The sequence below is a fragment of the Levilactobacillus suantsaii genome (assembly GCF_014069315.1).
Classification (GTDB): domain Bacteria; phylum Bacillota; class Bacilli; order Lactobacillales; family Lactobacillaceae; genus Levilactobacillus; species Levilactobacillus suantsaii.
In genome coordinates this window covers 1,806,978-1,833,638 of the sequence record NZ_CP059603.1, presented here as the reverse complement: position 1 = coordinate 1,833,638, position 26,661 = coordinate 1,806,978, and the positions used below count along the sequence as shown (strand labels likewise).

The following is a 26,661-nucleotide window of genomic DNA, read 5'->3' as shown; positions in this document are numbered from 1 at the left end:
GACGTCCAACTTGGACGTCGTTTTTTTAGCCGCTTTTTGATGTAAATACAACATTATTGTGGTAAACTACGCCTAGTTGATTTTTTGAAAGGTGATGATTTCCATGACCGATGTTCTCCGCGAAATTGGCATGATTGCTCGGGCACTCGATTCGATCAGTAACGTTGAATTCAAGCAATACCAGCTGACTAAGGGGCAGTACCTCTATGTGATTCGCATCGTCGAACACCCCGGCATCATTCAAGAAGACCTAGGCAAATTGATTCTTGTCGACCGCTCCACCGTGATTCGGGCCGTCCAAAAATTAGTTGATCAAGGCTTGGTCGTTAAACGACCGGATCTCACCAACCGTAAGATTCGTCGGCTCTACGCCACCCCAGCGGCCCAGCACATCTATCCGCGTTTGATTGCCGAAAACACTCATTCGACGCAGGTCGCCCTTACTGGCTTAACGCCCGCTGAGCAGCAGACCTTAGCGCAACTCTTACACCGTGCGCGTTTGAACGTCGTGACGGACTGGGAAGGTGTCAAACACGGTCATCCCCGTCATTACTAACAAAGGAGTTTTACCCCATGGCAACCAAACTGATTCATTGCACCCTAGCCGATTTACCTGCCCTACAAACCATCAGTCGCGACACCTTTACCGCGACCTTTGGCGCTCAAAACACCGCCGCCGATTTGGCCGCGTTTCTGGACACTGCTTACTCAACGTCCCAACTCACCCAGGAACTTGCTAATCCTCACTCCCTATTCTTCTTGTTGACTCAGGATGATGCCGTTGTCGGTTACTTGAAGCTCAATACCGGTCCAGCCCAAACAGAAGCCATGGGACCGAATTCCTTAGAGATTGAACGTATCTATCTCCGATCCGCTTTTCAGCATCAGGGGTTGGGTAAGCGGCTCTTTCAAGTGGCCTTAGACCAAGCGCACCGCTTGCAAAAGACCAAGCTGTGGTTGGGCGTGTGGGAACGCAACTTCAACGCTCAAGGGTTCTATCAGCGCTTAGGCTTTCACCAAGTCGGCGCCCATACCTTTACCGTGGGTAGCGACCCGCAGACCGACCTGCTTTACGCCAAGACCCTTGAGTAACCACAAAAAACGCGTCGACCACAATCGTGGCGACGCGTTTTATCATAATCTCATTTAAATGGGCACTAGGCCTTGTCGACCGCATGGCCACCGAAACCATTACGTAAAGCAGAAACCACTTTACCCGTAAAGGTATCGTCTTCCATGGACCGGTAACGCATCATCAAGGAAAGAGCGATGACTGGCGTTGGGACTTGTTGGTCTAAGGATTCTTGTAACGTCCACTTACCTTCACCAGAACTGTGCATCGTTCCGCGGATTTCGTCTAACTTGGCATCCTTAGCAAAGGCTTCTTCAGCCAATTCCATGAGCCATGACCGAACGACGGAGCCAGCGTTCCAAAGACGGGCTACGGCTTCGTTGTCATAGTCAAATTGGCTGTGTTCGAGCACGTCGAAGCCTTCACCGATGGCTTCCATCATCCCGTATTCGATCCCATTGTGGACCATCTTCAGGTAGTGACCAGAACCAGCGGCACCGGTGTATAAGTAACCGTCCTTTTGGGCGATACCTTCAAAGACCGGCTTCAAAGCGGCGTTAAAGGATTCCAAAGAAGTCCCACCGATCATGAAGTTCCCGTTGATCCGGGCACCGGATTGGCCACCAGAAGTCCCACAGTCGAAGAAGTTGATGCCCTTGGCTTCAGCCTTTTCAGCATCTTCAACGGAGTTCTTCCAGAAGGAGTTCCCACCGTCGACGATGTAGTCACCCTTAGCTAACGTATCCGTTAACGTAGCGATCGTGCTTTCGGTTGGCTTACCAGCTGGTAACATCAACCAAACGATTTTTGGTGATGGGAGTTTGCTTAATAGGTCCTCCAAAGACGTGGCCGCTTCGGCACCAAATGAAGCTGCTTGGTCAACGAAGTCTTGGTTCAAATCAAAACCAACAACCTCGTGGTCGTGGTCCATCATGTTTTGGGCCAAGTTCAATCCCATTTTACCTAATCCAACTAATCCAATTTTCATTGTTAAATTCCCTTCCTTGATGAAAAGTCCTAATACCTTATACCTTTATCAAACAAGCACTATTATATGAAAAAGTTTTACACATTTCAAGCCTAAAATATGAAAAAAAGTTACATTTCGCAACTATTTTAGAAAATCCGACAATTAAACCGGTTTCAATCCGGGGACCGTTCAAAAAAAGCAAGCGAACCGTTATAATATGAGTAGCTAATTTTTATCGAGGAGGAATTCGTCACTCATGAAAACCATCACTGTCGATTTGGTCCGCCACGGTCAGACGTTGTTCAACATCTTAGACCGGTTGCAGGGCTGGTCGGATTCACCGTTGACCGCCGCCGGGTTAGAGACTGCCGATGCAACGGGCCAACGCCTGCAAGCCGTTCGTTACGACCACTACTACTCATCCGACTTGAAACGCGCCATCGATACCGCCCACCACGTTATCGCCGCCAACCAATTTAGTCACGCTGAACCCACCCAGTTACCAGACGTTCGGGAAGTCTACTTCGGTTCTTTCGAGGGCGCCGACAATGACTCGTCCTGGATCAAGGCGGCTCAGCCTCTGGGTCTACACACCCAAGCAGAGATTATTAAACAAGCCTCCTTCTCGGCAGCTAGAGACGCGATGCACGCCGCCGACCCACTACACCTATCCGAAGATGGCGCCACCTTCGAACACCGGGTAGACCGGGGCTTAAAGGCCCTCTTAGACCAAAGCCAAGACGGTCAACACCTGCTGGTGGTCACCCACGGCACTTACATCCGTTCTCTGGTCTTTCGGTTCGGCCCACAATTCGATCCGTTGACCGTCTTCCCCGGTAACGGCAGTGTCACCACATTACAACTTCAAAGCGCTACTACTCCCGCTGGCTTCCAAGCGAAAATCACGGCCTATAACCAACAATAATTTTGCAATAGTAAAGGGCTCCGCGACCAATAGATTCGGTCGTGAAGCCCCTTTTATCGTCATCTGCTATTTAATCAGTGTCTGGAGACCCGCGGCCAAGATACCGCCTAGCAGTGGCCCACACATGGGTACCCATGCGTAACTCCACTCCGCACTCCCCCGGTTCGGAACCGGTAAAATGCTGCAGGCCAACCGCGGCCCCCAGTCCCGAGCGGGATTAATGGCGAACCCGGTCGTCGTCCCGAGGCCCATCCCCACGACGGCAATCAGAGTCCCCACGATAAACGGTTTAACCCCTTGGGTGAAGTCCCCCAGGTTTAACAAAATGAAGATGAATGCCCAGGTCGCAATGGTTTCTGATAGGAAGTTGAAAAAGGGGCTCTTGATAGCCGGCCGGGTTGCAAAGATGGCCACGGAATTGCCGTTTTTAGCGGAAGTTGTCTTGAAGTGCGGCCGAAACTGGACGATTACCAGGGCTGCCCCCACAAAGGCCCCTAAGAACTGGCCGACTAGATACGGTACGACCTGGCCCCACGGAAAGTAACCAAAGAGCGCAAAGCCAATGGTTACCGCCGGGTTCAAATGGCCGTCTGAACCCAAGCTGCCTGCAACATAAACGCCCATGGTCACGGCTAAGCCCCAGGCTAAAGAGATAAACGTCCAATCGCTCCCGGTCCCATAGGTCTTCTTTAAGTTGACCCCGGCACACGCACCGGTTCCCAAAACAATCAAAATCAAGGTGCCAAAAAACTCACCAATAAATCCATCCACGTTGACCCACATCCTAAAATTTAGTTAAATTAACGAACTCTTTGGCTAGTGTAGCATAAATCAAAGATAAATATAGCGCTTTCTTTTAAAATTCACGGATCATTGGCTGCTTTTCCTGGTTGGATTATACAATTCAGACTACTCCTCAGCTGCTAACGCATTATTAATCATTTATTGGCCCAAAATTGAATGATTTTGACAAGATAGTTGTGCTAGAGTCCGAACCCTGCTAGGATAGGGTCAATCCAGAAGATAAAGTCGCCCTCCATCCGCGGGAGGGTGGCTTTTTTATGGGGACGAATTGTCAAATCAAGTGTAACTTTTTACCGAAGAAAACTTCAGATGGTGTCTTCCAGCCTAAGACCTTACGGGGGCGATTATTTAAATTCCTGACAAACTTCGCGATATCTTGATCGGTCAGTTCATCAAGGTCAGTTCCTTTGGGAAAATACTCTCGGATGAGACCATTGGTATTTTCGTTGGTCCCACGTTGTTGTGGTGCGTGCGGGTCTGGAAAATAGACTGAGATACCAAGCTCTTTACCGACTTCACGATAACCCGCAAACTCTGTACCTCGGTCTGGTGTAAGCGTACGAACGCGTTTAGGTGTGACTGTATGCAGGAGGTCGATCATCGCTTGGGTCACATTCTTGGCATTCACTTTGGGTACACGCTCAGACAGAAGGTATCGTGACTTACGGTCGACCAGTGACACTAAACCCGAACGCCCGACCTTGCCGCGAACGGTATCGCCTTCCCAATGGCCAAAACGAGTCCGATTCTCACATGAGACTGGTCGTTCATGGACTGATGGGACATTATTAAAACGGCCACGTCGTTCGTTGACAGTTCCTTTAACCTTACGAGTTTTCCCACGATGTCGTAACTTTCGAGCGAATCCTCGAGCCCCATGACTTTTACGTTTAACGCCTAAATTATTTCGTTCAATTCCGCGATAAATCGTGTTGTAGCTGATATGCCAATTACTGGTCTCTAAAGATAAACGACCGGCGATTTGCTCGGGTGACCATTGTCGTTGAAGAATGCAGTGAAGGACAAAGTCGCGTAGCTTTAAATTCTCCAGTACCCTGAGGCGGCGACTCTTTAATCGGCGCTGTTGATAGTTCTGCTGGGCTTTTACGGCGGAATAGGCGCCCCGACCGCCGTTGCGTTTAATTTCTCGTGACACAGTGGCTTTGGAACAACCGATTTGATTGGCAATAACCTGGTAAGTATGGTGTAAAGTTACACCTAACAGTATGCATTCGCGGTCTTTTAAGGTAAGATGTGTATATGGACTCATAGCCTAAGAACTCCTTTAGATGATTGTTATGGTGACTTCATTCTACAGGACTCAGGCTAGGAGTCTATTTTTATTTTCTTACTTGTTGCACTTCAATTGTAAATTCGTCGGCCAAATCAATTGGCTCATCTCTGCTACGTTGCTGCCAAGTAGAAATGACGCTCCCCATGACCATGTTTATTTTCCTCATTCACTTTAAGGAGATGTGCCAGCATGAAAAGACTCATCACCAATCTAGCACTAGTTACAGCTTCGAGCTTTACTTTGCTAGTTGGTCTCACTAGCCCCAGTCAAGCGTCTTCCTGGCATAAAGGGACTCCTAAGGCCTTACGTGGCGACTATTCCTACAACACCTTACGCGATGCCTATGACCACATTGGTTGGATTTCATTTAAAAAGAACACCTACTCTGTGTCCGACCCTTATCCCCTTGGCCATAACTTAGACATTAAGCAAGTACACTACAAAAAGATTGGCCAGTACTATCGCCTAAAGGGAAAAACGTCGCCCATGAAACTGATTCTAAAGGAAACCTACACGGCAGATCAGGTCTTTTACAAACAAGGTAAGCGGCTTAAAAACGTCAGCTACAAAATATTTAAAGCCAAGCGATTTACCCACTACAAAGGATATATCGGTTACTTTTCACCCTAAGTTAAGGCTTAAAATTAAAATCGCTCAAAGGCTTCAGTCATCACTCAATCAGGAACCGATTAACTTTGTCTTCGAATCATAAACTTCATAACATAATAAAATTATTGCTATGTGACGCTTGGCGTTTTATTAGCAAATTATTACTGACAATTCCCCCATAGAATCGATCAAAAAAGTCGTCCCCAGCATTCGGACGACTTTTTTGACTGGTTCTCACTAAATTACTGGCAACATGCTTATTTCCAATGACACCATTTACATTTCGGATAGTGATTGCTTTTGGCCCAGTTCGTACTTACATACTTCTTTGGATGGCGTCTAGCACGATTTAGCCCCCGGCAATGCTTACCATGATGTGCCTTGTGCCCATAATTGACAGCAATCACAACGTTTCGACTAATTGCATTAGCTGTTATCGCCGGTGCCGCAATTTCGCCAACCCCAGCAAAAGTCACCGCAATCAGACCAGATACCAATAACCTTTTCACCATAATTTTCCCCCAAAGCGTCATATTATATTATATTGCAAACTTAATTTTAGCAAATTTGTATAAATTTAAAAAGTAATTTCTGGTATAAATATTTTAATGGTCATGGTTCTTGCTTTTAGCAGACTGAATAACGTAAAATCAACTTATCAAAGGAGGAGAACATAACATGAAATTTGGCTACAGAACCCCTAGTTTCAAGAAGTCTTTAAGTGCCCGGACGACTGGCCGACTCAAGCGGGAAGCCCGCAGCACCATCGACCCAACCTACGGTAAAAAGGGCATGGGCTGGCTCAAAGATCCCGAAAAGGCAGCCTACAATAAGGTCTACCACAAAACGACTAAATCCCTATTTAAGTGGTGGTAAACTAGGATAACCCTTATTTACAAAACACGAATAAGCCACGTTCTCCTGAAGTAAGGCGGCGTGGTTTTCTTTTACAGTGCTTTTCAAAAGTAGTTAACCTGTCACAAAATCGCGACATTAGCTCCTAAATCGAGCCTGATTTTGCGCAAAATTTGCGCAAAATGACTTGATCTTTTCACATTTTTTAGCTTTTTTTCACAAACAAAAGCCCGCCAAATATTAATCTGGCGGGTTCCTTGTTTTATAAAATTCACTAATTTGTGACAATAAGGAGAGTACAGGATTTGAACCTGCGCGCCGGTATTAGCCGGTTCGCCGGATTTCGAGTCCGGTGCATTACCACTCTGCCAACTCTCCATTACTTAATCTATTCTACCAATAATGAATATAAATGCAAGGCTTGTTTGAAAATTCTTTTTATTATTGCGTTAACCCCAACGGGTCAAATGGTGGTACCCAGACCGAATCCGTAGCTAGCAGCGCCATCGGAGCAATGTTAGGCGTATCCAATTTAGTGGCTAACAGCCGTTTATCCCGTTGGGTCGCCTGACTAATTTCCCAATCGGCCCATTGCGATTGCCACGTCTCACGACTGATCATCACCAATAGACGCTGGCTCGCCTTTAAATCAGCTTTGAATTGCCGCCTTAAGCGGGCAGCCTGGTGCGTCTCAAACGCCACGTTAGGCCGCTGATTATGAAATTTTAGGGTGGGGAAATCCCAATGACGACCCGCCCACTGCGTTAATTGCCGTTGAAAGGACTGGGCTAGCGGGTCATCAGCTTGATAACTAATGACTAATTGACTCACAATAATGCCTCCGTTCTTGATTTAACTGGCATTATACGCGGTGAATGTGACAACTCTGTGGCGATTCTGTGTATCCCCGATTAAACTAGTTTACAAAATGAAAAAGTGCGCCTGCGGGTAAACTCCCCAGACGCACTTTACGGTTACCGATGTAAAAATCGGTAGTTGGTTTTAATAAGTCATTAAACTAAAGACATCGTACCCCTGCAACTGGTCGCGACCATGCAGGTCCTTGAGTTCAATCAAGAAAGCCGTGCCGACCACGATACCGCCAAGGTCTTCGACCAGCTTAATCGTGGCCCCAATCGTGCCCCCCGTGGCCAGCAAATCGTCCGTCACCAAGACCCGTTGGCCGGGTTTGATGGCGTCTTGATGCAGGTAAAGCGATGAGGTGCCGTATTCGAGATTGTAGCTCGCCTTGACCGTAGCTCGGGGCAACTTGCCCTCTTTGCGGGCCGGGGCAAAGCCGACGTTCAGTTCATAAGCGACCGGGCACCCAACGATAAACCCACGGGCTTCGGGGCCTACGATCATTTCAACGCCCTTGTCCTTGGCGTACTGCACGATTTGATCAGTCGCCGCGTGAAACGCTTCCCCGTCAGCCATCAGCGGGGAGATGTCGCGGAAGACGACCCCCTTTTCCGGATAATCGGGAACACTTGCAATGTACTTCGTAAAATCAATGGCCATTTTAAAAATTAGCTCCTTTATTTTAAGTCGATAAGTCTCTGGAGACGCTGCGTTAACGCCGCTGAGGGACAAAATAGTAAGTCTTGTTCGGTCTGCATCTGCTGCAACCGTAATTGATAACTCGGGGCCGTCGTCAAATCCTTGTGGGCCGGTTGGGCCACCGCATCCATGATGCCATGGCTAATGGAAATGAACCCACATTCAAAGAAGACCTGAATCATAAAGACTAACTGTGTCCGCGGAATTTGGATAAACGTGCTAAGTTGCGCCAATTGATGACTCACGTCTACGTGTTGGTGTGTTGTAACGAACTTAAATAGTTTAGCATACTCAGCGCGTGATGGCATGCCTAAACGTGAAAGACTTTCTTTCTTGTATAAATAAGCCGTGATTTTAGTCGGTTTCAACTGGGTCAAGGCCGTCGTCAAATCGGTAGTCAGATCCGGACAATCCACCACGTACAGCGCTTGGTCGGCTGCTAACGGGGTTAAGTCTTGGCCCGTGTACAACACCGCTGTAGCATCTGAGGGTAATTGTTGGGCCAGTTGCCGATAAACGTTATCGTGAAAGAATAGGTAGGTCCCTGGGGCTTGGAACATGGCTTGATGGAGTTGGGTCGTCCGTAACGTCACGACCGCGGGGGACGTGGTCTGCAAATCTTTGACCATGACCTGAAGGGAGTGCCGCCCCTGCCACACGTTATCTTCCAAAGTTCCTAATACGGCTACGTTTTGTGCGGCGCCTAAGTCGGCCGCTTGGTCCCCCGCCCCAAATTGAATGGCATTTAACCGGGTCGTTCCCGTCTGCAACTGGAATTTCAAGTGGTCCTGGGTCTTACCAATGGCTTTGACCTGGGTCACCGCTTCCGGTTCAAAGGTAAACAGTGGTTGCGGGTTATCCGTCCCGAATGGGGCCAACTGGAGCAAATCATGGTACAAATCCATCGTGGCTTCTGGAACGGGTAACGTGGCCGCCACGGTGACATCGCTCGGTCCTTGGGCGGCTAAATCTTGAGCCACGGCTTCGGCATCTAAGGCGTCTGCCAGCGCGTCTAGATTGTCCGCTGGGACCGTTAAGCCCACGGCCATGTGATGACCCCCAAAGGCCGTCATCAGGTCACGATGGCCGTCTAACGCCGCAAAGAGGTTAAACGCGGCCACACTTCGGCCGGATCCCTTGGCATGACCATCTTCCGCGACGTTTAACACCAACGTCGGCTTGCCGGTTTGTTCGACGACCTTACTAGCCACGATTCCCAACACCCCTTCGTGCCAGTCGTGACCGCTGATAATCAAGGCCTGCCGATGCTGATGGTGCTCATCTGCCGCTTGGGCCAGGGCCGCGGTACTAATGTCAGCCACTAACTGTTGGCGTTTACGGTTCTCAGTCTCGGTCTGTTGGGCTAACTGTTGAGCCACGTTTTCGTCTAACGTTGTGAGCAGTTCCACAGCGGGGGTCGCATCCTCCATCCGCCCCAAAGCGTTTAGGCGCGGGGCGATGCCAAAACCAATCGACTGTTCCGTAATCGTCGCCGGATCAATTCCCGCCGTTTTCAACAAGGCTTGAATCCCCGGCCGGTCGTCTTGGCGTAACAGGGCCAGACCAAAGTAGACCAAGACCCGATTTTCGTCGACTAGCGGGACCAAGTCGGCGACCGTACCGATAGCGGCCAAATCCAGGACGTCTTGCGGAATCTCGTCGCGTAAAGCTTGAGCGACCTTAAAGGCCACCCCGGCTCCCGATAGGCCGCCAAAGGGGTATTCAGCTCCCGGATAACGGGGATGAATAATGGCGTAAGCATCCGGTAACTTCTCTGGCAACTCGTGATGGTCGGTCACCACTACGTCTACGCCGGCCTCGTTAGCCGCCGCAATCGCGTCGTTACCCGCGACCCCGTTGTCCACCGTTACGAAGAGTTGCGTCCCTGCGGCAATCAACTTCTTGAACGCCGCCACGTTGGGACCATAACCGTCTGTGAACCGGTTAGGAATATAATAGTTCACCTTGGCACCTAATGTGCTTAAGGTCTCATACATGATGGCCGTACTGGTGACCCCATCGGCATCGTAATCTCCGTAGATGGTAATCTGCTGGTCGTCAGAAACGGCCTGCTCGATGCGGTCCATCCCCTTTTGCATATCATGGAGCAGCAACGCATCGTGCAGTTGTTCCGGTCCAGGATGGAGAAACGCTTGGGCCGCCTCCGCCGTCTTGAACCCCCGGTTATATAAGATTTGTGCCACAATTGGTGAGACCCGGGTCGCGTGGGCCAGGTCCTGGGCCGCCGACGTGGGTTGGTCGACGTGGTGATTATTCCAATGGTATTGGGCCGTGATCATTCCCGTCATCCTTTCTAAAAAGACAGGGGCCTGGGACACTTCTTCCCAGACCCGTTAAATTCTTGTTTATTTTTGTGGTGCTTGTTTCGTTGCGGCCAACTGGGTTTGCAAGTCCTTGACTTGAGCTTGCAATGCATGGATCTCTTGATCCTGTTGGCCCGCAGCCTGCTTACCGGTATTTTTGACCCGTTTTTGCAGGCGTTCGTTCTCGTCAGTCAACGATTGGATACGTTCATCGCTACTCTGCTTAAGTTCCTTATAAGCGTGATTATGCCGAAACGCGGTGATCGTCGAAAAAAGAATCATCAGAACGGCCCCAATCAAGATTGAGACCAATAGTAATAAAATCAGCGGCCAATGGACCGTCGCAAACCCAAACGAAACGGGAACCGATTCCACGTTTAAAATCGCAAATACCGCCACAACAATGACCAGTAAAATGGTCGCAATGATCCGCCACTGATTCTTCATACTCTGGAAGCCTCCGTCTTTTTATGAAATGCTACCGGAAATTCATCAAAATCTTTAACGACCCGCGTGTTTTTAAACACGTCGCGGGCTTGATGCTGGAGTTCAGCCGCCATCTTCCCCGTGTACCGCGCGGAAATATGGTTAAGGAGCAACAGTTTCACGTGCGCGCGCTTGGCTAATTCGGCCGCTTGGATGTTGGTCGAATGGTAGTACGCGTGCGCTAACTTGCCCTCACCCTTGGCAAAGGTACTTTCGTGTACCAGCACATCGGCGTCTTGGGCCAATTTCTCTGCGTTCGGCGTTTGCCGCGTATCACCTAAAATGGCCACGACCCGACCCGGTTGCGCGGGTCCTAAGTAATCTTGACCGTTGATGATCCGGCCGTCGGGCAACGTCACGGTCTTCCCCGCTTTAAGCTGGCCGTAAAGCGGGCCGGACGGAATTTGGTCAGCCTGTAACCGGGCGACCATCAGTTCACCAGGATGGTCCTTTTCGACGATTCGATACCCGTAACACGTAATCCGGTGATCGAGATACCGGGCAAAGACCTGAAACTTGTCGTCTTCGAACACTAAGCCTTCACCGGTCAGTTCCTGGTAGTGCAACTTGTAAGCCAGCTTGGTCCCAGTGACCCGCAGACTGACCTCAACGAAGTCCCGAATCCCCTTGGGACCGTAAATCGTCAACGGGGAGTTGCCACCCTGAAACGACCGACTACTGAGCAGCCCCGGCAAACCAAAGATGTGATCGCCGTGCAGGTGGGTAATAAAAATTTTATCGATTTTGCGGGGCTTTAAGGTCGTGCGCAAGATTTGATGTTGCGTGGCCTCCCCAACGTCAAACAACCAGACCGAATTACGTTCGTCCAATAACCGCAACGCCGTACTGGTTACGTTCCGAAACTTCCCGGGTGACCCAGCACCCGTGCCTAAAAATTCAATTTCCATATTTTTTTCGTTCCTATCTAATCGTTTTAAAGTCCGCTCACTATTTTAGGGGATTTCGGCGCAAATCGCAACTTTTGTCTTTTCAACCAGGCCAGGAATATGATTAGGGTTCCCCCACAAAATTCGGTATACTTGAGGAGATTACGGAGGAGGAACGACCCACATGCGCTTAATTGATTTTGACCGGTCGACCATCGACTTAGATCCGCGATTACGCCTCTTTATCGAGGGTCCCACTAATCAGCCAGTCGCCGATTTACAAGTTGCCGACCACCGCCTTTACCTTTTGGTCGGCACGGGGCGAGCCCTCACCTTAGACCAATTCCGGGCCCGGACCCGCCAAATCGTACCGACGACGAGTCTCTTTCTCCCGGGACCGCCACCGCAACGGCTCTACGGTTACCGTTTGATTCCCCAATCATTATTATTGGGGTGAAAGGAGGACGCATCATGCGTCGCTATTCAGCACTACTCGTTTTGGGTCTTAGCCTCTTAACCATCGGGTTGACCGGCTGCCAGCAGAGTTCTCAATCGACCCAAACTAACTTTAAAAAAGCGAGTGAGTCGAGCGAATCCTACCACGCGGCCCAACCCGCTAAATCCACGACTAAGGCAGCATCCTCATCGCAACATTTCGCCCAGGATTTCCACCCTACGTCAGCGCAAACCGAGCGCCACGGCTACGTTAAATCCGGCAACCTGACAAAACGCGGGCAATACACCTACGACCGGGTGGGAACCAAGCAGACCTTAAAGCAAGTCGACCATCCCCAAACGACCCTGAAGAGTGGTGGTTTCACTTATAAATTGACCACCGTGCGGGTGCTGAAAAACGTGGCCCAGACCGCTGATGCCAAGAAAATGGCCGCCCAAGCGCTCAATCTGACCACGCTCAAGAGTCCGTATTACACCCTGCAAGTTAAGTTTACCATCACCAACCACCGGCACCAAGCGTTAACCACCGACGGAATCCAGGCCATTCGGTTAGGCCCCGACCAGGAACTCAACGCCACCAATCAACTCAGTGACGCCAGTGCCGGGCAGACTATCCCCGGAAACGGGCATCTAAACACCTTTGCGACGGGGTTGGCTAGTCAGCAACAAGCCCCGATCATCAAAAAGATCAAGATTGCCTTTGCTGGCGCCTACTCGGCCAAACAAAAACAAGTCATCAAACCTAGCCGTTGGTTAACCATAGCTGTCAACTAAATCGGTCAACCCCCCCAGATAACCTAAGGGGTCGCCCCAGCACGGTACTGCGCTGAGACGACTCCTTAGGTTATTTTTAGCTGAATATCACACATGAAAGCGTTCACCCATTAGGCGAATTTTGTCGGGTGCAAGAACTTAAACCGATCGGCCCGTTCGAACAAGGCCCCGAGTTGGAGTAAAACGGCTTCTTGTCCCTTCGCCGCGTTGAATTGAATCCCCAACGGCAAGCCAGTTGCTGTGATGGCGGTCGGTAAACTAATCGCCGGTTCCCCCGTTAAGTTCGCTAGCTGGGTGAACGGTGACCGGGTCAGCGCCGGCAACCACTGGTCGTATATCAATTGCTTCTGCGCGGCCGGTTTGAGTTCGGTAATGGTCGCCATCTTAGCGGCATCACTAGCAGAAACCAATGAATCCCCTACTTTCGGAGCCGCCCAGGCCGTCGTGGGCGTCAAAATAATCGGATAACGGGCGTGGAGTTGGGCCATCTGCCAGGCGGCCTGGTCCCATTTACTCAGTGCTTGACTGTATTCGGCGGCCGTGGTCTGCCGGCCAGTCTGGTAGAGTGCCCAGGTCAACAGCTCCATGTCGTCTGGCGTCAGTTTCCGCTGTAAAGACGCGGCCAAGTCGCTCATAAAGGCGGCCGTCTCGCCAGCGTTCATGGTGTAATAGCTTTCCATCAAGACGACGCCATCGACAGGCGAGTGAATTTCTTCGACTGGCCAGCCTTGGGCCGTCAAGAATTGCGCAGCATCGCGGACCGCGGCCACGGCATCGGGACTGACCGGCGTTCCCACGGGCGACTCGGTGGTAAAGCCAATCGGCTGGGGGGTTAGCGGTGCCGTTAACTGGGCTTGAAATCCGGGTTGGACCAACGGGGCTTGGAACACGGCCGCTGGTTGTAGGGTCTGCAAGCTATCCAGTAAAGCGGCCGTATCGGCAATCGAGCGAGTCAGGGCAAAATCAATCGCGGCCCCCTGCCAGGAACGCCAATCGCTGGGGCCCACAGGTACGCGTCCCCGAGTCGGTTTCAAGCCAATGGTCCCGGACCATGACGACGGGATCCGAATCGATCCACCACCATCGCTACCGGCCGCAAGCGGCACTAACCCGGCCGCCACACTGGCGCCAGCACCCCCAGATGAGCCACCTGGTTGGTAGTCTAAGTTCCACGGATTATGGGCCGGCCCATACAACTGGGCGTCAGTGATGTTTTTAAACCCAAATTCGGGAAAGTTCGTTTGGCCAATGATGATGAATCCCGCGGCTTGTAAGGCCTGGACAAAAAAGTTGGTCTGCGTCGCCACGTTGTGCGCCAATAATTTGGAGCCACTGGTACTCGACTCCCCCTTGAGCTGTTGACCCAACCCTTTAAGCAACAACGGGACTCCCAAAAAAGGCTGCCCCGTATCGCGTTGGGCCGCCGCTTCGGCAAAGGCACGCTTACGACGCGTGGTAATTACCGCGTTTAGCTCCGGGTTCTGCCGGTCGATTTCGGCATACGCTGCCGTCAACAGTTCCTCGCTTGTCACGTCACCTTGCCGAATGCGCTGAGCCCAGGTCAACGCCGGCGTCCCAATCCAATCTTTGACTGTCATAAAAATGGCCTCCATTTTGTCACCGTAAACTGACCGCGGCTTAGTGTCGCACCTTCGAGCTTGAGGCAGTTTTCACGTGATTTGGTTTTTTATGTAAGTTATTTGCATAGATTAACCATAGCTGGTTGTAAAAGCGTTTTCAACCCCGTATACTGAAAAAGTCTTAAATTTTTACATCGAAAGGACTGAAAATTTGATGAATAAGACAGGAAAATGGTTGGTTTTAGGGTTAGGTTTAGGCATCGTGTTGAGTACGGGACTCGTTGGTTGCGGGAAATCGTCAGCACAAAGCACCAATGCCAAGGTTGCGAACAAGAAAACCTTGATTGTCGCCACTTCGGGGACTTTATACCCCACGTCGTTCCACGATCCCAAGACCAAGAAGCTTACGGGCTTTGACATCGAGGTGGTCCGCGACGTCGCTAAGGGGCTACATAAGAAGGTCGAATTCAAGGAACTCAACGTCGACGGCCAATTGACAGCGGTCAAGACTGGTAAGGCCGACATGGCGGCTAACGACTTTGGCCTATCCAAGGCACGGAAAAAGGATTACACACTCTCGACGACTTATAAGCACTCGTTCAACAGTATCTTGGTCCGCAATAGCGATGATTCCGGTATTCATAGTTGGGCCGACTTGAAGGGTAAGAAATCAGCCGGTGAAGCCGGGACGGGATACCAACGGCTCGCCCAACAGCTGGGCGCTAAACTGGTCAACTACGATAACGTCTCCAACGATGTCTACTTGAAGGACGTCAAAAAAGGGAAGACCGACTTCATCATGAATGACTACTACCTGCAAAAACTGGCGTTGTCCGCCGTCAAAGATAATGGCTTGCACATCGTCAAAAACATGTACTTCACCACCAGCGACGATAGCGGTGGCGTGGGTATCCTAATGAAGAAGAGCAACACCAAGCTCAAACATGAGATTGATCAACAGATTCAAAAGTTATTGAAAGATGGGACCATCAAGAAATTATCCGAAAAATACTACGGTGCGGACGTCACGAAACAGCCGTCAGTCCACATTGACAAGAACTTTACCATCAAGTCCCAGTACAAGGGCCAATAAGCCTAAGGGGGTCGATTTATGTTACATTATTTTTCGATTCCGGGGTTCTTTAACGCGCCTTTAGCTTGGGAATCAATCCCGCAGATCCTCCACGGGTTGCCGATGTCAATCTACCTGACGGCGATTTCCTTTGTGGGATCATTCATTTTAGGATTGTTTTTGACCCTGGCGCAATTGAGCCATTGGCGCCTGCTCCACTGGCTTTCCCGGGCCTACATCTCGTTTATGCGCGGGGTCCCGATATTGGTCGTCCTGTTCATTATCTACTTTGGCTTTGGGGCCAACGCCCTGCCCGCGGCGATTCTGTCGTTTACACTGGTCTCGGCGGCCTTCGTGTCGGAAGTCTTCCGGTCCGCCTTTATGGGCATCGACCACGGCCAGTACGAAGCGGCCTATTCGTTGGGGTTATCCTACCGCAAGGTGATTCACTACATCATCTTACCCCAGGCCTTTCGGATTGGCCTACCTGCGTTGGGCAACATTTTACTCGACATGTTCAAAAACACCTCGTTGGCCGCCATGATCACGGTCTCCGAGATGTTTATGGACGCAAAGATCGTTGCCGGAGCCAATCAGGACTACATGACCATTTACATCACGATTGCCATTTTATATTGGCTCTGTTGCGTCGTGTTGACGGCGGGGCAAAACTGGCTAGAACGCGCCTTCGATTACCAACGCCGCGCTGACCGCGCCCTTCGTCACCAAAGTTAACCTACGCCAAAAAGCACGCCGACCACAAGGGTTGACGTGCTTTTTGGTGTTTTACTGCTACTTTGAGTTACGCTAAATATTCAAAACTAAAGTCGTCGATTTGAACGGTGTCGCCATTCTTGGCGCCTTTATCCCGCAACGCGGCATCGACTCCCATCCCCCGCATTTGCCGAGCAAAACGCAAGAGACTTTCGTCGTGGGTCACGTCGGTCATGCCAAATAACTTCTCCAACTTGTCGCCACTCAAAATCCAAGTGCCATCCGGATCGCGTGTGATCGTAAAGGCCGGCTTTTCCTTGAAGTCGTACTCGGCCGTTTTGACGGTCGCGTCCTTGACCGGGAACTGTGGCGTTTTTGCCAACACTTCCGCGGTCCGTTGCAATAACGGCGTCAACCCATCGTGGGTGATAGTCGAAATGGCAAAGACTTCCGGCGCTTGGGCCAGCAACTTATCCTGAGTTAACTGTTCCTTGAAGTGCGCTAAATTGTCGGCTGCATCTGGCATATCCATCTTGTTGGCCACCACGATTTGGGGCCGCTTCAAGATATCGGGATCGTAAGTCTTGAGTTCCTGGTTGATTTTTTCGAAATCGTCGTAGGGGTCGCGGCCTTCCACGCCACTCATGTCGATGACGTGTAAGATGACCCGTGTCCGTTCGACGTGCCGTAAGAACTGAAAGCCCAGGCCAACCCCTTTGGCGGCTCCTTCGATCAGACCGGGGAGATCCGCCATCACGAAGTCTTGCCCGTCAGCCAACCGGACCATCCCCAAATTCGGGACTAGCGTCGTAAAGTGATACTCCGCAATCTTTGGTTTGGCACTCGTGACCGTGGCCAGCAGAGTGGACTTCCCGACAGACGGGAAACCAACCAAGCCGACATCGGCTAAAACCTTGAGTTCGAGCCGCACTTCGAGTTCCTCGCCGGGTTCACCGTTTTCCGCGATTTCCGGCGCCGGATTCTTGGGCGACGCAAAGTGGATATTGCCCCGACCCCCACGGCCACCATGGGCCACGATAACGGAGTCGCCACTGTGGACTAAATCGCCCACGACGGCGCCGGTCTCGTTATTGATGACGGTGGTACCTTCAGGAACCTGCACGATTAAATCGTCGGCCCCGCGACCAGTCATCGACTTGATGGCCCCGTTGCCCCCGTTTTTGGCCTTGAATTTCCGTTGGTAACGAAAGTCCATCAACGTCCGCAAGCCTTCATCGACCTCAAAGACGACGTTACCGCCCCGGCCACCATCGCCGCCGGCAGGACCGCCATTCGGAACGAATTTTTCTCGCCGGAAGGCAACCATTCCGTTGCCTCCGTTTCCGGCCTTGATATTAATTTTAACTTGATCTACAAACATATTATTTTCCTCATTTTCTTAGGGAGTTCCAGTGACAACGACGTCAACCTCGCTAGGCTAGTATACCGACAAACCCGCGAGTCGTCAAAGTTGACTGGGCGTGTGCGGGCTGGTGATTTCGGTGGACTCTTCGGCTTTCAGTGTGACTAAGATGGTCTGTGCCACGGTCTGGTTGATGCCCAAGGCCTGTAAATCGGCCACGTCCGCCTCACCAATCTTCTTGGTCGAGCCAAAGTGACGTAACAGCTTGTTGCGCGTCTTGGGACCGACGCCCGGAATCGTTTCGAGTTTTGAGCTCAGCGAGTGCTTGGTGTGGACCTGCCGGTGGAAGGTAATCGCAAACCGGTGGACCTCGTCTTGAATTCGCTGGACCAAATAGAAGCCCTGGCTCTTGGGGTCTAGGTGCACGTGTTGGTCGGCGGGCCCAAACAACAGGTCCGCGGTCTTATGGTGGGTATTCTTGACCATCCCAGCAACCGGGATATGCAGGTCTAACTCATCCTCTAAGACCTCCTTGACCGCGTTCATCTGGATGTCGCCCCCATCCATCAAGATAAGGTACGGCATCGGCTTGTGTTCCTTCAGTAACCGCGTGTAGCGCCGCCGAATGACTTCAATGGTGCTAGAGGTTTCGTCCGCGTGGTCCACGGTCCGTAATTTATACTTCCGGTATAACTTTTTGTTGGGTTGGCCATCCACGAAGACGACCATGGCGGAGACCAAATCGGCCCCCTGAATGTGCGAATGGTCAAAGGCCTCAATCTTGTGTCCTGGTGCGATGCCCAACGCATCGGTAATCTCCTTCATCGCACCGGTCGTTTTACTCTCATCGAGTTCCAACAAGCGGAACTTTTCTTCGAGGACTAACCGGGCATTCTTGCCCGCCATTTCGAGCAAATCACGCTTAGTGCCCCGTTGGGGGGTACGGACCGGCACGTGCAGTAAGGCTTCGATCAACTTACCGTCTAGGCTGGCCGGAACCAAAATCTCCCGGGGCAAGACCGTGTTCTTCCGTTGGTAGAACTGGACGATAAAACTAGCCAATTCTTCTTCAGCCGTACTGACCACCGGAAAGAGCCGCTTTTCGCGTTTCATCAACCGCGCTTGCCGGATGAAGAAGATTTGAATCGATAACCAGCCCTTATTCAGGTAAAAGTTGAAAATGTCGCGGGGCGTGTGGTCATGGGAAATGATCTTTTGCTTTTCAACGGTGGCTTCAATGTAGCGAATCTGGTCGCGTAAATCAGCCGCCCGTTCGTAGGCCATATCGGCCGCCGCGGCGTTCATCCGCCGCTTAAGGTCCGCTTCTGCATGGCCCACGTTACCATTCAAGAAGGATTTGATCTTCTTGATTTGCCGGTCATAATCAGCTTCAGGGACCTCTTTGAAGCATGCGCCTAAGCACTGCCCCATGTGGTAGTACAGACACGGCCGGCCTTGATAGCCCGTACACCGACGCAACGGGTAAACCTTTTGTAAAAAGTGGATGGTTTCTTCGGCCGCGTAAACGTTCGGGTACGGCCCAAAGTAAAAACCACCATCCTTTTTGATTTCACTGACCAGCAACAATTGCGGGTCGCGTTCATGGGTAATTTTAATGTAGGGGTACCCCGTCCCCCGCTTTAATTTGATGTTAAAGTACGGTTGATGCTTCTGAATGAGGGTGATTTCGAGTAAAAAGGCTTCCTTATCGGTCGACGTGATGATAGTCTCAAAATCCACGATTTCGCTGACTAACTGGGCCGTTTTGCCCGTATGACTACTCTTAAAGTACGACCGGACCCGGTTCTTCAAATTTTTGGCCTTACCGACGTAAATGATTTGGCTATTTACGTTTTTCATCAGGTAACACCCCGGCTCGCCCGGGAGCAAAGCTAGTTTATGTTCCAGGTATTCCGACGCCACAGTCATCCCTCCATTTCTTAATTTAGCCAATAAATTATAAAGCGAATCCCCGTTCGGCGCAAGCAATCCACCCCCGTCATCAAGCTGTAAAATGACAAATGGCTCCAGTTCTGCTATGATAGCTAAAAAGAAGTTAGGAGGTGGCGGCATGGCACTGAAAGCAAAACGCCAAGATGATTTGGACTCCATGTTCGGTAAGTTTGCCCAAATGGACCCGAAAGACGAGAAGCGGGACAAATTTCTGAAACGCCAAGATGCCCACAAGGATAACAAGCGGGCTAAAGGCCTCACGAAAACCGACCAAGAAAAGATCGACCGGGCCAACCACTAAGTTGGACCGAACATGACCAATAACGAAGGGCCTGAGAAGTTGTCTCAGGCCCTTTTTTCGTCTGTCACCCACCAGGAAACCTCAGTCACGCCTAACTGGCTTGTAGCCGCGTTACGCCCTATTTTTCGGGTTGGTAACCGTTGGGGTACCGGGCGTTCAACCGGTCGATATTACTCTGAGCAACTTCATCAAAATCAATGTCCGCCCATTCAGCAATCTGACTCAAGTACCACAAAACGTCGCCCATTTCTTTGACGATGGCGTCGTGGTCTAAATCCTTCCCATGGAAGGTGTACTTCTTGACCAATTCCACGACCTGACCAGACTCACCAGCCAAGCCTAACGCACAGTTCGTTAAGACCTGTTCGTTGCCATATAACGTTCGGTTCGCTGCTTTTTGATACTCACTAAATTCCACGGTTATTCCTCCCCAAAAGCTTGTTGTTCAATCCACTGCCAAACGGCATCTTTCCCTAATTTCTGTGGTGCTGAAAAGAGAACGATATTGTCCGTCGTCGGCAAGGCCAGCGTCTTTTTAATTTGACTGATGGTTTGATTCCACTTACCACGGGCCACCTTATCACTCTTGGTCGCCACAATCAGCGTTGGCAAGTCGTAGTACGCCAACCACTGATACATCTGTACGTCGGCGGCGGTCGGTGCGTGTCGGGCGTCAATCAACGACACGACCCCTTTTAACTGCTCACGCTGGGTCAAGTAGGTCTCAATCATCGTGCCCCACTTTTCCCGCTCCGTCTTCGACACCTTCGCGTATCCGTAACCCGGGACGTCCACAAAGTAGAGCTGGTCCTCCACGTTATAGAAGTTCAACGTCTGCGTCTTACCCGGTTGGCTCGACGTGCGCGCGTACGAGCGGCGATTGATCAAAACATTGGTCAATGACGACTTCCCCACGTTTGACCGCCCGACCAAGGCGATTTCTGGGTAGCCCGTCGTGGGATACTGACTGGGTTGTACCGCGCTCATGACTAGTTCCACGTGATTAACTTCCATGATTTTGTGCCATCCTCTCCAAAATTATCTTTCATCATTCTAACACACAACGTCGCCGAGCACCGCCCCGTTTTCTGCTGGTCGCTATCTTCAGGTGGCGTTAGTCCCGTCGACACGGGGGTTATCCCTGTCAAAAAGATTCGCCAGTCGGTGCAGCCAGCGCGCCACTGGGGGACGAATTTACAATTGAAGTGCAACAAGTAAGAAAATAAAAATAGACTCCTAGCCTGAGTCCTGTAGAATGAAGTCACCATAACAATCATCTAAAGGAGTTCTTAGGCTATGAGTCCATATACACATCTTACCTTAAAAGACCGCGAATGCATACTGTTAGGTGTAACTTTACACCATACTTACCAGGTTATTGCCAATCAAATCGGTTGTTCCAAAGCCACTGTGTCACGAGAAATTAAACGCAACGGCGGTCGGGGCGCCTATTCCGCCGTAAAAGCCCAGCAGAACTATCAACAGCGCCGATTAAAGAGTCGCCGCCTCAGGGTACTGGAGAATTTAAAGCTACGCGACTTTGTCCTTCACTGCATTCTTCAACGACAATGGTCACCCGAGCAAATCGCCGGTCGTTTATCTTTAGAGACCAGTAATTGGCATATCAGCTACAACACGATTTATCGCGGAATTGAACGAAATAATTTAGGCGTTAAACGTAAAAGTCATGGGGCTCGAGGATTCGCTCGAAAGTTACGACATCGTGGGAAAACTCGTAAGGTTAAAGGAACTGTCAACGAACGACGTGGCCGTTTTAATAATGTCCCATCAGTCCATGAACGACCAGTCTCATGTGAGAATCGGACTCGTTTTGGCCATTGGGAAGGCGATACCGTTCGCGGCAAGGTCGGGCGTTCGGGTTTAGTGTCACTGGTCGACCGTAAGTCACGATACCTTCTGTCTGAGCGTGTACCCAAAGTGAATGCCAAGAATGTGACCCAAGCGATGATCGACCTCCTGCATACAGTCACACCTAAACGCGTTCGTACGCTTACACCAGACCGAGGTACAGAGTTTGCGGGTTATCGTGAAGTCGGTAAAGAGCTTGGTATCTCAGTCTATTTTCCAGACCCGCACGCACCACAACAACGTGGGACCAACGAAAATACCAATGGTCTCATCCGAGAGTATTTTCCCAAAGGAACTGACCTTGATGAACTGACCGATCAAGATATCGCGAAGTTTGTCAGGAATTTAAATAATCGCCCCCGTAAGGTCTTAGGCTGGAAGACACCATCTGAAGTTTTCTTCGGTAAAAAGTTACACTTGATTTGACAATTCGTCGGTTAAAAAAAGGCCAGGGTCGCAACCCTGGTCTTAATTTCTCATCATCTTAAATTATGAGGCCTTTTGGTCTCGCAAAACCAACTCGGGTTCCGCATGTTTCGTCACCGTCTCCGGTGTAATGATGACCTTACCCACGTCTCGACGACTCGGTAAGTCGAACATGGTGTCGCGCATCACATCTTCAATGATTGACCGTAACCCCCGGGCCCCAGTGTTACGGGCAATGGCTAACTTCGCCATTTCCTTTAAGGCCGCTGGTTGGAACTCCAACTGGACGTCATCAATCGCGAGCAACTTCTCGTATTGCTTGACTAATGCGTTCTTCGGTTCGGTCAAAATCCGGACCAGGTCGTTTTCATCGAGTTTTTCGAGAGCCGTTAAGATTGGTAACCGGCCAATGAATTCAGGAATCAACCCAAACTGTAACAGGTCTTCCGGAATCACGTGTTGCATCAAGCTATCGCCGGAATTCAGGACCTTTTGTTCCTTGGTGTCGGCCCCAAAACCAATCGTTTGGTCGCCTAAGCGGCGCTTGACGATATCGTCGATACCATCGAACGCCCCACCCACGATGAACAAGATGTTGGTGGTATCAATCTGAATAAATTCTTGTTGGGGATGCTTCCGGCCACCCTGTGGCGGCACGTTGGCAATCGTCCCTTCCAAAATCTTCAGTAAGGCTTGTTGGACCCCTTCACCAGAGACATCCCGCGTAATCGAGACGTTTTCCGCCTTCTTCGCGATCTTATCGATTTCATCGATGTAGATGATGCCTTTTTCGGCCCGATCCACGTCGTAATCGGCGTTTTGGAGGAGCTTCAAGAGGATATTTTCAACATCTTCACCGACATAACCGGCTTCCGTCAAAGTCGTGGCGTCGGCGATGGCAAATGGCACGTTCAACATTTTGGCTAAACTTTGCGCCAAATACGTCTTCCCGGAACCAGTTGGCCCAATCACGGCAATGTTACTCTTTTGCAGCTCTGGACCGTCATCGTTCTTGGCCATTTCGTTGACCCGCTTATAATGATTATAAACGGCGACCGATAACGTTCGCTTGGCTTCATCCTGACCAATCACGTATTGATCGAGGTTCTTGACAATGTCGGCTGGCGTTGGCACGTCCAACGTGGTTTGCGCATTGTCTTGGCTAAATTCCTCGTCGATGATTTCCTTGCACAGGTCGATACATTCATTACAAATGTAGACGCCCGGACCAGCGACGATTTTTTGTACTTGATCTTGGGTTTTTCCACAAAAAGAGCAGGTCACTGGGCCGTTCGCTTCGGTGTTTTCAAACAATAAACTCACCCTTTCTTTCCGGGCTAACGAGCCCATCTTGCGGTTAGTCAGTCTGACTTATTATCAGACTATCCCGTCATTGATGTACTATACCACAGATAGACGCGTTAGAGAATTAATTCATCTTTACGCGCGCTAAACCAAAAACCGGGACAACTATAATGCGTCGTCCCGGTCAAGTTTGCTAATTAGACTAATGACTAGTCCTTGTCAGCATCCTTCTTCTTGTCTTGCTTTGCGGAATCAGCAATCATATCCACGGCGCTCTTGATGGCGATGTCATGCTTCAGCATATCGTCAGATAACGCACTGCGAACGGCGCTTTCTTCCATGCCGTATTGGCCAGCCAGATCCTTAACTTCGGCCTTGATTTGGTCGTCAGTTGGTTCGATCTTTTCAGCTTCAACAACGGCTTCTAAGACCAAGTTCGTCTTGACCCGCTTTTCGGCACCGTCAGCGAATTGCTTCCGCAAGTCGTCTTCCGTGGTCCCGGTCAGCTGGAAGTACATCTTTGGCTGAATACCTTGTTGTTGCATGTTAGCCAGGTATTGTTCCGTTTGCCGGTCGATGTCGTCCTTGACCATGGCTTCTGGAATATCACCAATTTCGGCGTTGTCAACGGCTTCGCTGATGGCTTCATCTTCGATGGCGTCATGCGCAGCGCTGGTCTTTTGTTCCTTCAGGTGATCCTTGGTCTTAGCCTTCAATTCTTCGAGGCTGTCAACGTCTTCGTCAACGTCCTTAGCGAATTCGTCGTCTAAGTCAGGCAGTTGCTTTTCCTTAACTTCGTGGATCGTAACCTTGAAGGTTGCTTCCTTATCCTGTAAGTCCTTAGCTTGGTAGTCCTTTGGGAACGTGACCTTAACGTCAACGTTCTCACCGGCCTTGTGGCCAACTAATTGTTCTTCGAAGCCTGGGATGAAGGAGTTTGAACCTAATTCCAGGGAGTAGTTGTCCGCTTTACCGCCGTCGAATTGCTTGCCATCAACGTAACCGTCAAAGTCGATCACGACCGTGTCACCATCAGCGGCGGCTTGGTCTTCTTTCAAGACTAATTCAGCTTGTTGTTGACGTTGCTTTTCTAATTCAGCGTCGATGTCCTTTTGGTAAACCCGGGTGTTTTGCTTCGTCACACTCAAGCCCTTGTAGTCACCTAATTTAACTTCTGGTTTAACCGTCACAACGGCCTTTAAAACCCACGCCTTACCCTTGTCCATGGATTCAACGTCCACTTGGGGTTGGTCAACGGGTTCGATAGCCGTTTCCTTGATGGCAGCTTCGTAAGCATCAGGTAAAACGATGTTTAAAGCATCTTGGTACAATGCTTCCTCACCATACATTTGGTTGAAGATTTGACGTGGCACACGGCCCTTACGGAAACCAGGCACAGTCAGGTTCTTCTTGGTGCGTTGGAAAGCTTTGTCTAAGCCTTCTTTGATCTTATCAGGTGCAATTTCAAAGGTTAATTCGCCTTGATTTGCTTCCTTTTTTTCCCACTTTGCAGCCATTGTATTCCCTCCGAAATGAAAGATATTACTATTTACAATTCTAGCAATTGCATACTGTACTAGTGTACCTTAACCGGTGCTAATTGTAAAATGATTTTTGCTGAGAAGCCGTGAATGGCGCGGATTCTCTCGCTTTAAGACCCACCAGAATCAGCATCGCCGGCCCTAAAATGTTACCACTTTCTGGTGACCGCCACAAGCCCTTTGCTGGTCGCAATGAAAACGGTTATGTTCGGCCAACAGATAGCCGTTGATGCAAAAAGGGTGCGAAGCTAAGCTTCGCACCCTTTTTAAGGTACAGCTAATCAAGCAAGCTTAATTAGTCGTCAATTTCCGTAACGGTACCGGCACCAACGGTGTGGCCACCTTCACGAACAGTGAACTTCGTACCCTTTTCAATGGCAGCTGGTTGAATCAGTTCAACAGTGAACGTCACGTTATCACCAGGCATAACCATTTCAACGCCATCAGGCAATTCGATCACACCAGTGATATCAGTGGTGTGGAAGTAGAATTGAGGACGGTAGTTGGAGAAGAATGGCGTATGACGGCCACCTTCTTCTTTGCTCAAGATATAAACTTCACCCTTGAACTTTTCGTGCGTTTGGATCGAACCTGGCTTAGCCAGAACTTGACCACGAACGACTTGTTCACGGTTGATACCCCGTAACAAGGCACCAACGTTGTCTCCGGCTTCACCAAGATCCAACGTCTTCCGGAACATTTCCAGACCAGTAACGGTCGTCTTTAAGATATCGTCATGTAACCCAACGATTTCAACTTCGTCACCAATCTTAACAGTCCCACGGTCGATACGACCGGAAGCAACCGTCCCACGACCAGTGATCGTGAAGACGTCTTCAACAGGCATTAAGAATGGCTTGTCGTTGTCACGTTCTGGCGTTGGGATGTAGTCGTCAACGATGTCCATTAAGTGTAAGATAACCTTTTCTTGTTCTGGGTCGCCTTCAAGAGCCTTCAAAGCGGAACCACGAACAACTGGAATATCATCACCAGGGTAATCGTATTCGGACAACAACTCACGAACTTCCATTTCAACTAAGTCAACCAATTCGTCGTCGTCAACTAAGTCGGTCTTGTTTAAGAAGACCACGATGTAGTTAACACCAACCTGGCGAGCCAGCAAAATGTGTTCACGCGTTTGTGGCATTGGGGCATCGGTTGCGGCAACAACCAAGATGGCACCATCCATTTGAGCGGCACCAGTGATCATGTTCTTGATGTAGTCAGCATGTCCTGGGGCGTCAATGTGGGCGTAGTGACGCTTTTCCGTTTCGTATTCAACGTGGGCGGTGTTGATCGTGATACCACGTTCACGTTCTTCTGGAGCAGCATCGATATCTGCGTAATCTTCGGCCTTAGCTAAACCGCGGTCAGCTAATACCTTAGTGATTGCAGCAGTTAACGTCGTCTTCCCATGGTCAATATGGCCAATAGTACCAATATTTACATGGGGTTTAGTTCTTTCATAATGTTCTTTTTCAGCCATTAATGAAACCCTCCTGTATTTTATCGCAAGAATCC

27 protein-coding genes and 1 tRNA gene are annotated in these 26,661 nt (G+C 50.2%); 11 read left to right on the top strand and 17 right to left on the bottom strand.

Features of this window, described 5'->3' with window-relative positions:
- The first annotated feature begins 103 nt into the window (after positions 1 to 103).
- Both H3M12_RS08490 and H3M12_RS08485 read left to right on the top strand, forming a co-directional pair.
- Positions 104 to 556, top strand: coding sequence for a MarR family winged helix-turn-helix transcriptional regulator (locus H3M12_RS08490; RefSeq protein WP_129031561.1), 453 nt, complete (start codon positions 104 to 106; stop codon positions 554 to 556).
- A 17-nt stretch (positions 557 to 573) separates the two neighbouring features.
- Positions 574 to 1,092 carry a GNAT family N-acetyltransferase gene (locus H3M12_RS08485; RefSeq protein WP_129031562.1) on the top strand — a complete coding sequence of 173 codons (519 nt, stop codon included), beginning with the start codon at positions 574 to 576 and terminating at the stop codon, positions 1,090 to 1,092.
- Between the two features lie 65 nt (positions 1,093 to 1,157).
- Here H3M12_RS08485 and gnd read toward each other — a convergent pair whose 3' ends face one another.
- Positions 1,158 to 2,060, bottom strand: coding sequence for a phosphogluconate dehydrogenase (NAD(+)-dependent, decarboxylating) (gene gnd / locus H3M12_RS08480; protein WP_182150625.1), 903 nt, complete (start codon positions 2,058 to 2,060; stop codon positions 1,158 to 1,160).
- 238 nt (positions 2,061 to 2,298) lie between these two features.
- Between gnd and H3M12_RS08475 the strand changes: the two genes are divergently transcribed.
- Positions 2,299 to 2,967, top strand: a complete 669-nt coding sequence (locus H3M12_RS08475; RefSeq protein WP_182150624.1) for a histidine phosphatase family protein — start codon at positions 2,299 to 2,301, stop codon at positions 2,965 to 2,967.
- A gap of 66 nt (positions 2,968 to 3,033) precedes the next feature.
- Here H3M12_RS08475 and H3M12_RS08470 read toward each other — a convergent pair whose 3' ends face one another.
- Both H3M12_RS08470 and H3M12_RS08465 read right to left on the bottom strand, forming a co-directional pair.
- Positions 3,034 to 3,738 (bottom strand): MIP/aquaporin family protein, encoded by a 705-nt coding sequence (locus tag H3M12_RS08470; RefSeq protein ID WP_129031565.1) that lies wholly within the window; start codon positions 3,736 to 3,738, stop codon positions 3,034 to 3,036.
- Between the two features lie 304 nt (positions 3,739 to 4,042).
- Complete coding sequence (locus H3M12_RS08465) at positions 4,043 to 5,041, bottom strand: IS30 family transposase (protein ID WP_182150575.1); 999 nt, start codon at positions 5,039 to 5,041, stop codon at positions 4,043 to 4,045.
- A gap of 213 nt (positions 5,042 to 5,254) precedes the next feature.
- On the opposite strand from H3M12_RS08465, the gene H3M12_RS08460 reads away from it, so the two are divergent.
- Together H3M12_RS08460 and H3M12_RS08455 are read left to right on the top strand one after the other, a co-directional pair.
- Positions 5,255 to 5,695: a hypothetical protein gene (locus H3M12_RS08460; protein ID WP_129031566.1), complete on the top strand. Its 441-nt coding sequence runs from the start codon at positions 5,255 to 5,257 to the stop codon at positions 5,693 to 5,695.
- A gap of 657 nt (positions 5,696 to 6,352) precedes the next feature.
- Positions 6,353 to 6,550: a hypothetical protein gene (locus H3M12_RS08455; protein WP_129031567.1), complete on the top strand. Its 198-nt coding sequence runs from the start codon at positions 6,353 to 6,355 to the stop codon at positions 6,548 to 6,550.
- A 269-nt stretch (positions 6,551 to 6,819) separates the two neighbouring features.
- On the opposite strand, the gene H3M12_RS08450 is transcribed toward H3M12_RS08455, so the two are convergent.
- The 6 genes from H3M12_RS08450 to rnz form a co-directional block, all read right to left on the bottom strand.
- A tRNA-Ser gene (locus H3M12_RS08450) sits at positions 6,820 to 6,907 on the bottom strand.
- A gap of 63 nt (positions 6,908 to 6,970) precedes the next feature.
- Complete coding sequence (locus H3M12_RS08445) at positions 6,971 to 7,360, bottom strand: TIR domain-containing protein (protein ID WP_129031568.1); 390 nt, start codon at positions 7,358 to 7,360, stop codon at positions 6,971 to 6,973.
- A gap of 171 nt (positions 7,361 to 7,531) precedes the next feature.
- Entirely contained in the window at positions 7,532 to 8,050 is a 519-nt protein-coding gene (locus H3M12_RS08440; protein WP_129031569.1) for an adenine phosphoribosyltransferase, read from the bottom strand.
- Positions 8,051 to 8,067: 17 nt separating this feature from the next.
- The gene (recJ, locus tag H3M12_RS08435; protein ID WP_182150623.1) at positions 8,068 to 10,389 is read right to left on the bottom strand and encodes a single-stranded-DNA-specific exonuclease RecJ; all 2,322 of its coding nucleotides are present in this window, start codon (positions 10,387 to 10,389) and stop codon (positions 8,068 to 8,070) included.
- A 66-nt stretch (positions 10,390 to 10,455) separates the two neighbouring features.
- The gene (locus H3M12_RS08430; RefSeq protein ID WP_129031571.1) at positions 10,456 to 10,860 is read right to left on the bottom strand and encodes a LapA family protein; all 405 of its coding nucleotides are present in this window, start codon (positions 10,858 to 10,860) and stop codon (positions 10,456 to 10,458) included.
- Positions 10,857 to 11,807 carry a ribonuclease Z gene (gene rnz / locus H3M12_RS08425; protein ID WP_129031572.1) on the bottom strand — a complete coding sequence of 317 codons (951 nt, stop codon included), beginning with the start codon at positions 11,805 to 11,807 and terminating at the stop codon, positions 10,857 to 10,859. Before rnz ends, H3M12_RS08430 begins: the two co-directional genes overlap by 4 nt.
- Before the next feature lie 163 nt (positions 11,808 to 11,970).
- On the opposite strand from rnz, the gene H3M12_RS08420 reads away from it, so the two are divergent.
- Together H3M12_RS08420 and H3M12_RS08415 are read left to right on the top strand one after the other, a co-directional pair.
- On the top strand, positions 11,971 to 12,243 hold the full coding sequence (locus tag H3M12_RS08420; protein WP_129031573.1) for a hypothetical protein: 273 nt from the start codon (positions 11,971 to 11,973) through the stop codon (positions 12,241 to 12,243).
- Positions 12,244 to 12,257: 14 nt separating this feature from the next.
- On the top strand, positions 12,258 to 13,016 hold the full coding sequence (locus H3M12_RS08415; protein ID WP_129031574.1) for a hypothetical protein: 759 nt from the start codon (positions 12,258 to 12,260) through the stop codon (positions 13,014 to 13,016).
- 110 nt (positions 13,017 to 13,126) lie between these two features.
- Here the strand turns inward: H3M12_RS08415 and H3M12_RS08410 are convergent, their stop codons facing one another.
- Positions 13,127 to 14,614 carry an amidase gene (locus H3M12_RS08410; protein WP_182150622.1) on the bottom strand — a complete coding sequence of 496 codons (1,488 nt, stop codon included), beginning with the start codon at positions 14,612 to 14,614 and terminating at the stop codon, positions 13,127 to 13,129.
- Positions 14,615 to 14,810: 196 nt separating this feature from the next.
- Between H3M12_RS08410 and H3M12_RS08405 the strand changes: the two genes are divergently transcribed.
- Both H3M12_RS08405 and H3M12_RS08400 read left to right on the top strand, forming a co-directional pair.
- Complete coding sequence (locus H3M12_RS08405; protein WP_129031576.1) at positions 14,811 to 15,689, top strand: transporter substrate-binding domain-containing protein; 879 nt, start codon at positions 14,811 to 14,813, stop codon at positions 15,687 to 15,689.
- An 18-nt stretch (positions 15,690 to 15,707) separates the two neighbouring features.
- Entirely contained in the window at positions 15,708 to 16,403 is a 696-nt protein-coding gene (locus H3M12_RS08400) for an amino acid ABC transporter permease (protein WP_182150621.1), read from the top strand.
- Between the two features lie 67 nt (positions 16,404 to 16,470).
- On the opposite strand, the gene obgE is transcribed toward H3M12_RS08400, so the two are convergent.
- Both obgE and uvrC read right to left on the bottom strand, forming a co-directional pair.
- The gene (gene obgE / locus H3M12_RS08395; RefSeq protein ID WP_182150620.1) at positions 16,471 to 17,763 is read right to left on the bottom strand and encodes a GTPase ObgE; all 1,293 of its coding nucleotides are present in this window, start codon (positions 17,761 to 17,763) and stop codon (positions 16,471 to 16,473) included.
- A gap of 84 nt (positions 17,764 to 17,847) precedes the next feature.
- Positions 17,848 to 19,668: an excinuclease ABC subunit UvrC gene (gene uvrC, locus H3M12_RS08390; protein WP_129031579.1), complete on the bottom strand. Its 1,821-nt coding sequence runs from the start codon at positions 19,666 to 19,668 to the stop codon at positions 17,848 to 17,850.
- 148 nt (positions 19,669 to 19,816) lie between these two features.
- Here uvrC and H3M12_RS08385 point away from each other — a divergent pair, with 148 nt between their 5' ends.
- Entirely contained in the window at positions 19,817 to 19,999 is a 183-nt protein-coding gene (locus H3M12_RS08385; protein WP_129031580.1) for an SPJ_0845 family protein, read from the top strand.
- Between the two features lie 118 nt (positions 20,000 to 20,117).
- Here the strand turns inward: H3M12_RS08385 and H3M12_RS08380 are convergent, their stop codons facing one another.
- The gene (locus tag H3M12_RS08380; RefSeq protein ID WP_129031581.1) at positions 20,118 to 20,417 is read right to left on the bottom strand and encodes a nucleoside triphosphate pyrophosphohydrolase family protein; all 300 of its coding nucleotides are present in this window, start codon (positions 20,415 to 20,417) and stop codon (positions 20,118 to 20,120) included.
- A gap of 2 nt (positions 20,418 to 20,419) precedes the next feature.
- Complete coding sequence (gene yihA / locus H3M12_RS08375; protein WP_129031582.1) at positions 20,420 to 21,013, bottom strand: ribosome biogenesis GTP-binding protein YihA/YsxC; 594 nt, start codon at positions 21,011 to 21,013, stop codon at positions 20,420 to 20,422.
- Between the two features lie 282 nt (positions 21,014 to 21,295).
- Between yihA and H3M12_RS08370 the strand changes: the two genes are divergently transcribed.
- On the top strand, positions 21,296 to 22,294 hold the full coding sequence (locus H3M12_RS08370; RefSeq protein WP_182150575.1) for an IS30 family transposase: 999 nt from the start codon (positions 21,296 to 21,298) through the stop codon (positions 22,292 to 22,294).
- A 63-nt stretch (positions 22,295 to 22,357) separates the two neighbouring features.
- Here H3M12_RS08370 and clpX read toward each other — a convergent pair whose 3' ends face one another.
- The 3 genes from clpX to tuf form a co-directional block, all read right to left on the bottom strand.
- The gene (gene clpX / locus H3M12_RS08365; RefSeq protein WP_182150619.1) at positions 22,358 to 23,608 is read right to left on the bottom strand and encodes an ATP-dependent Clp protease ATP-binding subunit ClpX; all 1,251 of its coding nucleotides are present in this window, start codon (positions 23,606 to 23,608) and stop codon (positions 22,358 to 22,360) included.
- A 200-nt stretch (positions 23,609 to 23,808) separates the two neighbouring features.
- A complete protein-coding gene (gene tig / locus H3M12_RS08360) occupies positions 23,809 to 25,116 on the bottom strand; it encodes a trigger factor (RefSeq protein WP_129031915.1) in 1,308 nt (435 codons plus the stop codon).
- A gap of 319 nt (positions 25,117 to 25,435) precedes the next feature.
- Positions 25,436 to 26,626 carry an elongation factor Tu gene (gene tuf / locus H3M12_RS08355; protein WP_182150618.1) on the bottom strand — a complete coding sequence of 397 codons (1,191 nt, stop codon included), beginning with the start codon at positions 26,624 to 26,626 and terminating at the stop codon, positions 25,436 to 25,438.
- Between the last annotated feature and the right edge of the window lie 35 nt (positions 26,627 to 26,661).